The 14,100-nt window shown below is 28.1% G+C and carries 15 protein-coding genes and 1 riboswitch; of the genes, 13 read left to right on the plus strand and 2 right to left on the minus strand.

Annotation, left to right across the window (positions count from 1 at the left end; translation table 11 throughout):
- From DAD81_RS19720 to DAD81_RS19760, 9 genes are all read left to right on the plus strand, one after another.
- The gene (locus DAD81_RS19720) at nt 1–1,773 is read left to right on the plus strand and encodes an efflux RND transporter periplasmic adaptor subunit (RefSeq protein WP_111710040.1); all 1,773 of its coding nucleotides are present in this window, start codon (nt 1–3) and stop codon (nt 1,771–1,773) included.
- 18 nt (nt 1,774–1,791) lie between these two features.
- A complete protein-coding gene (locus tag DAD81_RS19725; RefSeq protein ID WP_111710042.1) occupies nt 1,792–2,046 on the plus strand; it encodes a heavy metal-binding domain-containing protein in 255 nt (84 codons plus the stop codon).
- 388 nt (nt 2,047–2,434) lie between these two features.
- A riboswitch (TPP riboswitch) is annotated at nt 2,435–2,531 on the plus strand.
- A 209-nt stretch (nt 2,532–2,740) separates the two neighbouring features.
- Entirely contained in the window at nt 2,741–3,538 is a 798-nt protein-coding gene (gene thiM / locus DAD81_RS19730) for a hydroxyethylthiazole kinase (protein ID WP_111710044.1), read from the plus strand.
- The gene (gene tenA / locus DAD81_RS19735) at nt 3,531–4,199 is read left to right on the plus strand and encodes a thiaminase II (RefSeq protein WP_111710046.1); all 669 of its coding nucleotides are present in this window, start codon (nt 3,531–3,533) and stop codon (nt 4,197–4,199) included. Before thiM ends, tenA begins: the two co-directional genes overlap by 8 nt.
- Nucleotides 4,189–4,824: a thiamine phosphate synthase gene (gene thiE, locus DAD81_RS19740; RefSeq protein ID WP_111710048.1), complete on the plus strand. Its 636-nt coding sequence runs from the start codon at nt 4,189–4,191 to the stop codon at nt 4,822–4,824. The genes tenA and thiE overlap by 11 nt, the downstream gene beginning before the upstream one ends.
- 5 nt (nt 4,825–4,829) lie before the next feature.
- The gene (thiL, locus tag DAD81_RS19745) at nt 4,830–5,837 is read left to right on the plus strand and encodes a thiamine-phosphate kinase (protein WP_111710050.1); all 1,008 of its coding nucleotides are present in this window, start codon (nt 4,830–4,832) and stop codon (nt 5,835–5,837) included.
- A gap of 5 nt (nt 5,838–5,842) precedes the next feature.
- Nucleotides 5,843–6,655, plus strand: a complete 813-nt coding sequence (thiD, locus tag DAD81_RS19750; RefSeq protein WP_111710052.1) for a bifunctional hydroxymethylpyrimidine kinase/phosphomethylpyrimidine kinase — start codon at nt 5,843–5,845, stop codon at nt 6,653–6,655.
- A 267-nt stretch (nt 6,656–6,922) separates the two neighbouring features.
- On the plus strand, nt 6,923–7,807 hold the full coding sequence (locus DAD81_RS19755; RefSeq protein WP_111710054.1) for a LysR substrate-binding domain-containing protein: 885 nt from the start codon (nt 6,923–6,925) through the stop codon (nt 7,805–7,807).
- A 75-nt stretch (nt 7,808–7,882) separates the two neighbouring features.
- Nucleotides 7,883–8,809 carry a YeiH family protein gene (locus tag DAD81_RS19760; RefSeq protein ID WP_111710056.1) on the plus strand — a complete coding sequence of 309 codons (927 nt, stop codon included), beginning with the start codon at nt 7,883–7,885 and terminating at the stop codon, nt 8,807–8,809.
- A gap of 128 nt (nt 8,810–8,937) precedes the next feature.
- Here the strand turns inward: DAD81_RS19760 and DAD81_RS19765 are convergent, their stop codons facing one another.
- The gene (locus DAD81_RS19765; RefSeq protein WP_111710058.1) at nt 8,938–9,501 is read right to left on the minus strand and encodes a DUF2179 domain-containing protein; all 564 of its coding nucleotides are present in this window, start codon (nt 9,499–9,501) and stop codon (nt 8,938–8,940) included.
- 262 nt (nt 9,502–9,763) lie between these two features.
- Between DAD81_RS19765 and DAD81_RS19770 the strand changes: the two genes are divergently transcribed.
- From DAD81_RS19770 to DAD81_RS19785, 4 genes are all read left to right on the plus strand, one after another.
- Nucleotides 9,764–10,477 carry a GDSL-type esterase/lipase family protein gene (locus DAD81_RS19770; RefSeq protein WP_157961200.1) on the plus strand — a complete coding sequence of 238 codons (714 nt, stop codon included), beginning with the start codon at nt 9,764–9,766 and terminating at the stop codon, nt 10,475–10,477.
- 370 nt (nt 10,478–10,847) lie between these two features.
- Complete coding sequence (locus DAD81_RS19775; RefSeq protein WP_111710062.1) at nt 10,848–11,102, plus strand: autorepressor SdpR family transcription factor; 255 nt, start codon at nt 10,848–10,850, stop codon at nt 11,100–11,102.
- Nucleotides 11,103–11,105: 3 nt separating this feature from the next.
- Nucleotides 11,106–11,756, plus strand: coding sequence for an SdpI family protein (locus DAD81_RS19780; RefSeq protein ID WP_111710064.1), 651 nt, complete (start codon nt 11,106–11,108; stop codon nt 11,754–11,756).
- 136 nt (nt 11,757–11,892) lie between these two features.
- Nucleotides 11,893–13,686: a hypothetical protein gene (locus DAD81_RS19785; RefSeq protein ID WP_111710066.1), complete on the plus strand. Its 1,794-nt coding sequence runs from the start codon at nt 11,893–11,895 to the stop codon at nt 13,684–13,686.
- A gap of 97 nt (nt 13,687–13,783) precedes the next feature.
- Here DAD81_RS19785 and DAD81_RS21095 read toward each other — a convergent pair.
- Nucleotides 13,784–14,100: transposase (locus DAD81_RS21095; protein ID WP_245949377.1), on the minus strand; the 317-nt coding region annotated here is incomplete at its 5' end.

The raw sequence follows: 14,100 nt of genomic DNA on the forward strand, positions 1-14,100 counted from the left end.
ATGAAAAAATATATCATTTATATTGGAATATTAGTAATTGGACTATTGCTTGGCAAGATATTTTTTGGAGGTTCATCACATACAGAAGTGGAACACAAACATAATGCTCAAACAGAAACTAATGAGATGTGGACCTGTTCCATGCATCCACAAATTATGCAAACTGAACCAGGAGCCTGCCCTATTTGCGGAATGGATTTAATCCCTGTAAAAAGTAATAATGAAGGTTTATTAGCAGATCAATTTCAGCTATCAGAAAATGCACTAGCATTAGCAAATATACAAACATCTATTGTAGGTAAAACCCTCACTAATGAAGGTACAGGGTTTATTTTATCTGGAAAAATTACAGAGAATGAAAATGAAACGGCAACCATGCCAGCGCATTTTGATGGTAGAATAGAAAAATTGTATGTAAACTCATTAGGTGAACATGTTAAAAAAGGACAAGCGATTGCGCAAATATATTCACCAGAACTTATTGCAGCCCAACAAGAATTAATTACAACTTATAAATTAAGAACATCACAACCTCAACTATACAATGCTGTTAAAAATAAGTTTAAGAACTGGATGATTCATGATGCTCAATTAAATACAATTGAACAAACTGGAAAAGTAAAAACCCAATTTACTATTTACTCTCATGTCTCAGGTGTGGTTACGGAAATTTTAATAAATGAAGGTTCTCATATTATGGATGGAAAACCAATATTTAAAGTTTCAAATTTAAAAACAGTTTGGGCAAATTTTGATGTGTTTGAAAATCAAATTAGCCAATTTAAAAAAGGCCAAGATATTATAGTAACAACTAACGCATATCCCAATAAAGAGTTTAAAGGTAAAGTAGATTTTATAGATCCTATTTTAGATACCAAAACAAGAACTGTAAAATTAAGAGTTGAACTTAATAATAAAGAAGATCTATTTAAACCAGGAATGTTTGTTGAAGGAAAAGTTAAAGGCGTTTCTTCTTTAAATAATGAACATGTATTAACAATACCATCATCTTCTGTTTTATGGACAGGAAAACGCTCTGTGGTGTATCTAAAAGCTAATCCAAAACAACCAGTTTTTGAAATGCGAGAAATTGAATTAGGAAATCAAATAGGCAGTAATTATCAAGTTTTGGAAGGATTAAATAATGGTGATGAAATTGTAACCAACGGAACCTTTACAATAGATGCTGAAGCCCAATTGCAAGGAAAAAAATCCATGATGAACAAAGAAGGTGGCAAAACAACTACCGGACATGAAGGACATCTTAAAATGATGGTTAATGCTTCAGAAAATGAAAAACCTATAATTAAAAATGAAAGACTAAAAGTACCTAGGGAATTTCAAAATCAACTAAAAAAAGTTTTTGAATCCTATATTAAATTAAAAGATGGTTTAGTTGATGAAAATTCAATAAAAATAATAGAAGGATCTAACAATTTACTCGTAAATTTAACTCAAGTAAATATGAAATTATTAAATAATAATGCACATAATTATTGGATGACTCTAGAAAAAGAAATAATAGCATCAACAACTTCAATTTCTAAAACATCTGACATTAAAATGCAAAGAAGTTATTTCAAATATCTTTCAGAAAATTTAACTATAGCTGTTAATTTGTTTGGAGTAAATGAAAAAATTTATAATCAATTCTGCCCAATGGCTGATAAAAACAAAGGTGCATATTGGTTAAGTAAAGAAAAGGAAATATTTAACCCGTATTTTGGTGATGCAATGCTAAAATGTGGAGAAGTTAAACAAATAATAGAATAATCTTAAAATTTTTAAAGGATGAAGACAGTATTTATTAGTATAGCTATAATAGCTCTCATTGTTTTAACAGGTTGTAAAACTGATGTGAAAAAAGACAAAGAACCGGTTAAAACTGAAGAAAAAATGGAAACCGTTACTATGGAGGTTTATCAATGCCCTATGGATTGCGAAAAAGGTAAAACATATGAAAAACCTGGCAGTTGTCCAGTTTGTAAAATGGATTTAAAAAAGGTTAAAAAAAATACTGAAGATCATTCAGATCACAATCATTAATAAAATAATAAAAGCCCTTAATTGGGCTTTTTAATTTAAATAAAAATCTTTTAAATAATTCTTATTCAATAACTTAAAACACTTTACCTAATTCAAAAATATAAGATTGATTAAAAATTACTAATGCAAACAAAATACTAAAGTAAATAAGAAGTGAAATTTACTTAATCTTTTAATAAAATACCTTTATCCTTCTTTACTTCTAAACTATTAGGAAAGCTTTTACATATTTATATATAACAAAAGCCAAAGTACAAACTGAAGTTTACAATTTAGTAAAACCTGCTCCTCCTTTTCAATATCCTTCATTAATTAATATGTTTTATACGCAATGATAATTTTAGGTTTTAAACATTAATTCAAACATATTTTTATTTACTTTTGTTAATATAACTATTAGGGGTGCCTTAAAAATTACAGGCTGAGAATATACCCTTGAACCTGAAATGTATAATTACATCGTAGGGAAATGGTTTCTGATATTAAAAATATAATTATTTTTATATAAGCCGTTTCGTTTCATACGAAGCGGCTTTTTTAATTTAAACTAAATGAATAACAAAAGTAATTTTAATAAAAATGCAAGTGAATATACTTCAGCCTTTTTTCGAAAATATTAACTTAAAAAGATTTAAAGCAAATTTAGTCTCACACTTAATAAAACATCCACTTTATTCTAATAAAAAATAAACCTATGATAACAAAAAATCAAATTATTGAAGCATTACAAAAAGTACGAGAAAAATCGCCTTTAGTGCATAACATTACTAATTATGTAGTAATGAACAACACCGCCAACGCTCTTCTTGCTATTGGAGCATCTCCCGTAATGGCACATGCTATTAACGAAGTTGAAGATATGGTGGGCATAGCTTCAGCTTTAGTTATTAATATGGGAACGCTTAGTGATAAATGGGTAGAAGCTATGATTTTAGCAGGAAAAAAAGCAACAGAGAATTCAACTCCTGTTATTTTTGACCCTGTTGGTGTTGGAGCAACTGAGTATAGAAATAAAGTTGCTAAACAAATTATAGAAAAATGTAAACCTAATATTATCAGAGGAAATGCATCTGAAATAATGGCCTTATACAATACCAATGTTAAAACAAAAGGAGTTGACAGTACATTATCATCTAATGCAGCTCTCGATTCTGCTAAATTATTAGCTAAATCTACTAATTCCATTGTTGTTATAAGCGGTGAAATTGATTATATAACTGATGGTGTAAAAGTAGTTACTATTGGAAACGGAGATGTTATTATGGCAAAAGTAACGGGTATGGGATGTACAGCTACCGCTATGTGTGGTGCATTTGCCGGAACAATAGACAATTTATTTAATGCAACTGCAAGTGCTATGGCCATAATGGGTATTGCAGGTGAAATAGCGGCAAAACAATCAAAAGGCCCAGGTACTATGCAAACAAACTTTTTAGATACACTTTACAATCTAAAAGATACTGATATAACAAATATGTTTCGATATGAATAAAAATTGGTGTGATAATGCGTGGGAAGCATCTTCCTTAAATTATAAAAAAATAACAGAATTAAAATTTATTAAAGGATTAATAAACGGATCACTAACACAAGACCGGTTCTCTTACTATATTCAACAAGATTCAATTTATTTAGGAGAATATGGAAGGGTTCTGGCAGGTATAGGTGCTAAATTATCCAATCCAACATATCGAAGTTTGTTTTTAAAATTTGCAGCCGACACAGTATTTGTTGAACAAGAATTACATCGAGAATTCCAAAAGACTTTAAAAAGTAATATAGAATCTGAAACTTCTCCTGTTTGTTTATTATACACCTCATTTTTGCACAAACAATTGGCTATTGAACCAATTGAAGTAGCTATAGCTGCAATTCTTCCTTGTTTTGTTATTTATGGGAAAGTGGGAAACTATATAAAAGCAAATCAAACAAAAACTGAGAATCCTTACCAACAATGGATTAATACTTATGGTGGTGAAGAATTTACAAAAGCCATAAAACAAGCTGAACAGATTACCAATGATTTAGCAAAAAATACCACAGAAGAAATACGCAAGAAAATGATTGAAACCTACATCATGTCTACAAGAATGGAATATATGTTTTGGGACAGTGCTTACAAACTAGAAAAATGGCCCTTAAATGAAAAATAAATTAGACGTTAGTCTTTATTTAGTTACCGATCAAGAACTATCCAAAGGTAGATCGCATGAGTTTATAGTGGCTGAAGCAGTTAAAGGTGGTGTAACTATGGTTCAATTACGGGAAAAAGATATTTCATCGTTACAGTTTTATAAATTGGCAAAATCTCTTATGCAACTATTAAAACCTCTTAATATCCCATTAATTATAAACGACAGATTAGATATTGCCCTTGCTGTTGATGCCGATGGTTTACATATTGGACAAAGTGATCTGCCCTACTCCATTGCCAGAAAATTATTAGGCAAAGACAAAATAATTGGCTTATCTGTAGAAACCATAAAGCAGGCCCGTGAAGCTAATAATTTAAATGTAGATTATATTGGTTTGTCTCCAGTGTTTTCAACCAACACAAAATTGGATATAAATATACCTGTTGAGTTAACAGGAATTAAAGAGATTGCAAGTTTCACAAAACATAAAACTGTTGCAATTGGAGGAATAAATAATTTAAATGCAGAAAGTGTAATTGCTAGTGGAGCTGATGGAATTGCAGTTGTTTCGGCTATTGTATCCCATGAAAATCCGAAGGAAGCAGCATTTAATCTTAAAACAATAATTAGTAAAGCCAGATAATTAGTATGGATTTAAAAGACATTGGTGAATTTGGATTTATTAATCGCTTTGCAAACAAGTTTAACAGTTTTATTAAAAAAGATGAAATAGGCATTGGTGATGACTGTGCAGTCATCCCAATTAATGAATCCTACAACTATGTAATAACTACAGATTTATTAAATGAGGATATTCATTTCTTAAAAAATAAAATATCTCCCGAAGAATTGGGTTATAAGTCTTTAGCTGTTAATTTAAGCGATTTAGCAGCAATGGGTGCTGAACCTAAATTTTCATTTTTATCCATAGGTATTCCTAACCATATTTCAGTGGAATACTTAGATGCTTTTATAAGCGGATTTTATAAGCTTTCAGAAAAATATAAGATGCCTTTAATGGGTGGAGACACCACAAAATCATCTGATAAACTAATTATAAATGTTACGGTTATAGGCCAGTGTGAAAAAACAGAAATGCATTTACGGTCAATGGCTAAAGAAGGAGATTTAATTTGTGTTACTGGGTTTCTAGGAGATTCTGCAGGAGGTCTTAAAGTTTTACTTAATAATTTAGAACCAAGCCCAAATAATAAATATTTGGTACAAAAACATCATACTCCAGAACCAAGAATACAAGAAGGAATGTGGTTGGCAAAACAAAAAACTGTACATGCAATGATGGATATTTCTGATGGAATTGCATCTGATTTAATACATATTTTAAATGCATCAAATAAATCTGCCATTATACATACCGAAAAATTACCCATAAGTGAAGCATTACTTAAAGGTTCTACAGAAAATAACTGGAACCCTATTGAATTAGCCTGTTCAGGTGGTGAAGATTACGAATTACTTTTTACTGTTTCCGCTAAAAATATTGATAAATTAAAAAAAGAATATACTGCTCAATTCTCTGAAAATATTTCTGTAGTTGGTGAAATAAAAATAGGTGAAACTGGAATAAACTGGTTAAAAAATGGAGTGGAAATAACGAATAACAAAAACGGATTTAATCATTTTTCAAATAAATAATATAGATGAAAACATATAAAAGAGTACTCACAATTGCAGGCAGTGATTCAGGTGGTGGAGCAGGAATTCAGGCAGATATAAAAACAATTTCGGCTTGTGGTTGTTTCGCTTCAACAGCTATTACAGCAATAACTGCTCAAAATACAGTTGGAGTAACAGATATACACCCTATTCCAATTAGTACTTTAAAAAAGCAAATTAAAGCTGTATTGGAAGATATTGGAACCGATACTATAAAAATAGGAATGCTGCATAATTCAGAAACAATAATAGCTGTTAGGGACGCCATTAAACAGTTCAAAATTACAAATATTGTACTGGACCCTGTGATGGTTTCAACTTCAGGAAATAAATTATTACAAACTGATGCCATACAAACTTTAATAGCCGAGTTAATTACTAAAGTAAGAGTAATAACTCCCAACATTCCCGAAGCCGAGATTCTTCTGGGAGAAAAAAAATTAAATCAGAAGGATTTTCCAGAACATGCCAAAAATCTTGGGCGTAAATACAATGTATCTGTATTGTTAAAAGCGGGGCATTTAGAAGATAATGATTTGATTGATGTATTTTTTAATAATGAAACAAATGAAATAATTGAACTAAAATCTAACCGTATAATAACCAAAAATACGCACGGAACTGGTTGTACTCTTTCATCTGCATTGGCTTCATTTTTAGCTCAAGGTCTTGAGCTTAACCAAGCAGTAAAAAAGGCAAAACATTATATAAACAATGCTATTATAGCTGGTGTAGATTATTCTATTGGTAAAGGACATGGTCCTGTGAACCATTTTTACAATTATTGGGAAAAATAAAATTTAAAGCAGTATTCATAAGTTTTTTCATGTCTTTGCTTAGCATTGGTATTGTTCTAAAAAAAGAGTTAAATAATCATATAGAAAAAATGAGTCTGAATTAATATCCTAATAAAACAAAAATAACCTATTTCAGGATTATATTAGAAAATAAAAGTATCAGGAATTCTTTTGTAAATTAGCATACAAATTCAACAGATGTTGATATATTGAATGCTGAAATAAAATGATTAAACAATTCAATATTAAGCTATTGTACAAACGCAGATGAAAACAAAACTACTTATTTTTAAAACGGTTTCAAACTATTTAAGTTTTACTAAAGCTGCGGAACAATTATTTATATCTCAACCTGCTATTTCTAAAACAATACGAAATTTAGAAGAAAAGTATAAAACAACTTTGTTTTTAAGGAAAAGAAACTCAATAGAATTAACTAATGATGGAAAAGCATTTTTATTATACGCTAATAAGATTTTAGAAATTTATGCTGAAATGGAAAATCAATTCTTGCATAAAAATGAAACTGTTCCAGATTTAATAAACTTTGGTGTTAGTACAACATTAGCAAATTATATAATGCCTAAAGTAATTGCAAAATTTAGGATTCAATTTCCAAAAACTAAATTTGAAATAACTACTGGAAATTCAGACGATATTGAAGAACTTATTTTAAGTCAAAAATTAAACTTTGGAATAATAGAAGGAAAAAACACCAATCGTAAATTACAATTCAATAAATTTATAAAAGATGAAATTGTTTTGGTTACAAATGCCAAAAATAAGACTTTTAAAAAGGGAATTATTAATTTAAAAGTATTACAAGAAATTCCAATTATTATGCGGGAAATGGGGTCTGGAACAAAAGAAATTGTTTTTGAATATTTGCACAAACAAAATATAAAGAAACTAAATACTGTTGTAACCTTAAATAGTACCGAAGCCATTAAAAATTATCTCTTAAATTCAGATAATTATGCTTTTATTTCCATTCACGCTATTTCTGAAGATTTAATTAACAACAAACTTAAAATTATTGATGTTAAAGATTTAACTATAGAACGATGGTTTTATTTTGTTTCTAGAACAGGATATCAATCTAATTTAATGAGTTTTTTTGAAAAGTACACACTAAATAACTATAACTTTTAGTTATATCAAACAACAATTTAATTTCCTAAATAGTTATTACAGCTAACTACTTTTGTACCGTTAAAAAATAACGATATGAAAACTAGAATAACACAAATTATTTTTATCTTAATTATAATTATTACACTATTTGGAACAATTAATAGCCCAACAGCTTTAATTATTGGGTTTGTATTTGCTATAATTTTTAAAAATCCTTTTAAATCAATTAGCTATAAAGCAATTCACCATTTCTTAAAAATAGCTGTAGTTGGGTTAGGTTTTGGCATGTTTATAAAAGAAACGCTTACTACTAGTAAACAAGCCTTTGGCTTAACATTATTTTCAATTATTTTAACTGTAAGTTTAGGATTGTTCCTAACTAAACTATTTAAGCTTGATAAAAAATTAGGACATTTAATCACTTCTGGAACTTCCATTTGTGGTGGAAGCGCAATTGCTGCAATTTCACCCGTAATTAAAGCAAATAGTAAATCTATTTCTATTGCTTTAGGCATTGTATTTTTATTAAACTCAATTGCTTTATTTGTTTTTCCTGTAATTGGATATTTATTACACTTATCTCAAGAACAGTTTGGTTTGTGGTGTGCAATTGCAATCCATGATACTAGCTCAGTTGTTGGTGCAGCAATGAGCTATGGTGATGAAGCATTAAGAATTGCTACAACTGTAAAATTATCTAGAACACTCTGGATAATACCACTATCCGTTCTATCTATGTTTATTTTTAAAACAAAAGGAGAGAGAATTAAAATTCCGTATTTTATTTTGTTGTTTATACTTGCTATTTTTTTAAATAGTTACAATCTCATTCCTTTATCAATAACAAGTGAAATTGTTTTTTACTCAAAAAGAATTTTAATATTAACATTGTTTCTTGTAGGTTCAACAATTTCAATAAAAGATATAAAATCAACTGGAATAAAACCGGTATTCTTAGCCTTAAGTTTGTGGATATTTATATCAATCTTTTCAATAGTATATATTAAATACCTTATATAAAATTAAATAACTGAATAAAAAAAATGTAAAACACTAATTATACGCTTCTTAAGTCAAAATATAATAAACCTAAACCAAGTTAATAACTAGCTTATTTTAATTAAAAGTTAAATTTATTTTTTATACTATTATTTGTGTTGAGTTTTTGACCAAATATTTCTTTTTAAAGGTGGTAAATATGCAGATTCACTCACAAACCGTATGTCTTCTATGGTATAATTTGCTTTTGGATTATGCTTCTTTACCAAGGCAATTACCTCGGGCATAACCTTCCTTTTCAAGATCAGAAAAACTATACCTACTGCTCCATCTTTTCCTTCACCATTAACACTAGTAACTGCATAACCTCTTTGGCGTAATATACTTACCAAATCATCCACTTCTGAGCGCGTAATAATTCGCAATAATTCATGTCCCATTGCAATTTTCTCTTCAATACGCATTCCAACATAAGTCCCCATACCAAATCCCGCAGCATAAGCAACATATGTTAGCCAATTATCTAGGTTTTCCATAATTCGGGTAATTGTTATAATCCAAATTAGTACCTGAAAAAAACCAACAATTGGAGCATACTTCCTATATCCTCTGGAAACCATAATCACCCGAATGGTGTCTAATGATACATCACAAATACGAGCCAGAAAAATTAATAATGGCAATACTAAATAATCATAATAAATTGAATCCATTCTTTATGGTATAATATAAAAAATACCAAAGTTACTACTTAATAGATTACTGTAGATATATAATGTAACTATTTAATAACTATAGTACAGAGACCCTTTTCCAAGATAAATGGTAGAAACATGAAAAAAAATCTTTACTACAAATACAAATCTTATAAAAACCTTCGTAATCTTTATATTTATGTTTTATTTGATAACTTTATAAATTAAAATCTATACCAACCATACACAAAATAGTTAGCAGTAATAAAAAATGGACACTATGAACGAATTATTTAAAATTTCAATAATAATTAATATTTTATTTATTTTGTTTGGTGGCTATATAATTCATAAAAAAGGCGGAATTGACTATTTAAAGACAAAATTTAATACACTTACAAAAACAACAGTTGAAAAGGACTATGGTGATTTTTACCAAATAAAAAGAAGTATTTTTAAAATTTTACCCAATGAAACAAATGAAATTATCTTTTTAGGAAACAGCATTACTACTTTTTGTGCTTGGAATGAACTATTTGGTAAAGCAAATATTAAAAATCGTGGGATTAGTGGAGATATGATTAATGGGGTTATAGATAGATTAAATGAAATAGTTGAATCTAAACCAGTTAAGATTTTTTTAATGATTGGGATTAATGATTTAGGAAAAAAAAGAAGTGTTAATCAAATTCTTGCTGATTATGAAAAACTAGTTTCCTTAATTATAAATAAATCTCCAAAAACTAAACTTTATTTACAAAGTATTTTACCTACAAAGAATAGGAAAACAATGAAGAATAATGATATTATAGAAATTAATAAGGGGATAATTAAGATTGCAAATAAATATTCCTTAACGTACATAAACTTATTTGACTTGTTTAAAACAAATGAAAATGAACTAAATATGAAGTATTCATTAGATGGCCTTCACATAAATGGACAAGGTTATGTACTATGGAAAAACGCTATAATAGATAATATTGAAAATTAGCATAACACCAAAAATGTGTTAAAAACAGATATACTACTGTAAATATGATATTTACAACATATTATTTCTTAAAAAATGGTAAAAATAAAATAACAAAAGACTTGTAGAAGAAGCAACAATAGTAATTCTCCTAAATTTTTACTTTGGTTAATATATCTACTCTACTCCTATTAATAAATTTACTTTATTTAAATTTGAAGTACTTCTATAAAATTGCGAAAATATTAGTATTTAATAATTGTTATCCCGGTTTAATTGTGGGATATCCGTAGATATTATAGTTATATAACTAGTCCTATGCCATTTGAAAAACGCAAAACATTTGTACATTTGAAATAATATTTAGATATTTGTCTAAATAACTAAATATATGAATTCACTATTTAAAGCTCTTAATGATGAAACCCGTAGACAAATTGTCGAATTATTAAAAGAGAAAGATATGAATGCAGGAGAAATTGCAGAACAATTCAATATATCCAAACCAAGTATTTCGCATCATCTTGACATTTTAAAAAGAGCAGATTTAATAACAAGCGAGAAAAAAGGACAATTTGTAGAATATTCATTAAACACTAGCATATTAGAAGATTTAATAAACTGGATAATAACACTAACAAAATAAATTATGAACCTAAAAAAAGAATTACCACTAATTACAATCGTATTATTACCCTTTTTCTATTTAGCATACATTTGGAATCAATTGCCCGAAAAAGTTCCTATGCATTGGAATATTAAAGGAGAAATAGATAGATATGGAGAAAAAATAGAATTAATAATAATCCCGATTTTATTACCTCTACTTGTTTATATTATCTTTCTAGTTGTTCCAAAAATTGATCCAAAAAATAAACTGAATAAAATGGGAAACAAACTTCAAACCATAAAGATTTTATTAACCACTTTTATGTCAATACTAGCCTTATTTATAATTTATTCAGTTAAAAATCAATCTTTCGCTAATCAGAATTATATTATATTATTAATTGGAGTTTTATACATAATTCTTGGTAATTATTTTAAAACAATAAAAGCAAATTATTTTATCGGAATTAGAACGCCATGGACTTTGGAAAATGAAACAGTTTGGAAAAAAACTCATAAATTAGGCGGAAAATTATGGTTTGTAGGTGGGATTATTGTTGTGCTTACAAGTTTGATTTTAGATAAAGATCCGAATGTTACCGTATTTTTAATAATTACTGGAATAATTACAATAATACCAATAGTGTATTCATACATTATATTTAAAAACGGAATAGAACACCGTGTATAATTAATTACTTGGTTTCAGCCAATTTACGAAAGTCCTCGCAGTCTACTTTCTTCCTCAATAATTATTTACTAAATTACTTGCTTAAATCACGCAACTAGCCATATAAAATCACGTTAGCTGTCATTAACATAAAACTGTGAATTTAGATTACTATCAAAGACCATTTTTTCTAATCTCTCAACCTATAGCTTCAGAGGTTATAAAACAACCACATTCAAAGAGAAAATCTTATTGGAGATTAATCCCTAAGAAAGAATACAATCACCTACAATCCAAGCAATTAATTGACACTTACTATTCTTCAATCTTAAAAGAGATAGAGAAAATTGTTTCTACAAAATCAAGAATGTATTGGCTTCACTTATCACGTAGAATTCTTCCTAGTACTTCAGGTAAGGATAAATCACCTATAACAGTAGGAGTTACAAGAAAAATTATTGACGGTGCCATTGAAAAATATGCAAAAGATGAGTTTTGTGAACACATTGGAATTACTGGAGAAATTGACATTAGTGAAGTATTTGATGGTTTGCTATTAAGAAATGATTTAGAATATGAAAGAGAATTATTGAAAAGTTTGCCACGACAGATTGTACTGACTAAATTCAATCAAACTAATATGCTTGAGTACTATACGCTAGAAAAATTGGCATATGAAGTTTGGAAATGCGGTGCAACTTTAAGAGCTTTAGGAAAAGGAGCAACTATTAAGATTAATCATTCAGACAAAGAATACTTTACAGAAATTAGATCACCTGAACTTGCTTTCTTAATTGATAATTATGACAATAGAACCTTTTCTTTTATTACTTCACGAAAGGGTGTTGTATTAGAAGATAAAGATGACTTGAATTCTGGTAAACTATTAGTTCCTATTTACAATGTTTCTAATAGTAAAATGGATTTTTTTAATCCCATTTTTAAACAATTTGGTATATCCTTATCATTTGGAGATAATATGATTACTAATTTTTTACCAATATTATACCCTTTAAAAGGTTTTTACAATAATAATAAACCACTATTTGGTTCATTTTTTAAAAAGTATAAAATTGAAGTTGTTTCTATTTTAACTGTAATTACAGCAGTTGCGTATAAAATTTTTCACAAGCTATTTTTAGAAAAAGATGTAGGAATGGTTAAACCCTTATTTTTAAGAGGTTATCAAGGACCTATTTTAGAAAGGGACATTTTAAAAGAATTAAATTATTTTAAACATTTTGCTTTTCTCAATTTAGGATTAAATGAAGATGAAAAAAAGAGGGTTAATATTGAAAAAGGCTTTGACTTTTTAAAACTTCAAAATAGAGATACGATTGATTTACTTTTTACAGCTCCATTAAAACTATTTATTCCTGTTTCAAAAGATAGAGTTGTAATTGATTACAGTAAAATTTCTCAAATATTAGATGACTTAATGTTTCAAGTAAGAATAAAGAATGAAAATTTTAAAGGAGATTTATTTGAGTATGTAACAAATAAATACAAATCTATTTTACCAACAAACTTATGTCGTTCAATTAATAATTCATCAAAACAAATAGATTATGCAATAGCAATAAATAAAATTCTAGTAATATGTGAATGTAAACTAAAGGAAAATTCAATTGGATATTATAAGGGTAATATGCAATCTTTAAAACAAAGAAGAGATAATGTAATAGACTTATCGATTAATGAATCAAACCAAAAAGCAATTTGGTTATCCAAAAACCCAAAAGGTACAAACTATGATATCTCTGTATTTGATTATATATTACCTCTTGGATTATCTGCTTTTAAAGAGTTTATACCATCAACTAGTAAAAAATATTGGATAACTGATTCTATACCAAGAGTATTGACAATTGAAGAGTTTAATAAGATTATTGATAGCAATACAATTTCAGAAAAAAATTACAATTTGATTAAAATAAAAAACGTCAGATAACAATGGTAATCGTTGCACAAGGCACTAAAAAACAAAAATTACAAATCAAAAACTCCTTTTTAAAGGAGTTTTGTTTTTTCAGAAAACATACTAAGTTTTAAAAATTGAAGATTGCAAAAGGTCTAATTTGAGGTGTAATTAAGGCTTTTATGTTTAAAATAAAACGATGCATTGCTTTTGCATCACTTTTTACAGTTTTTGAGATAAATTTCAAGTACTTTTTAAGATTATAAGCCATTGCTGAAAGGTGCATTACCTTATTTGCTTGTTGTATGCCAATGGTATTTATTTTACGAAGTCCCATAAATTGAGTAAGGGTGCCAAATACTGGCTCAACGGTACTTTGCCGTTTAGATTTCATATAACGACCTTTTTTACTCTCTACTCGTTTGTTATTTCGTTGATATTCTTCGT

Source organism: Lutibacter citreus, from assembly GCF_003260195.1.
GTDB lineage: Bacteria > Bacteroidota > Bacteroidia > Flavobacteriales > Flavobacteriaceae > Lutibacter > Lutibacter citreus.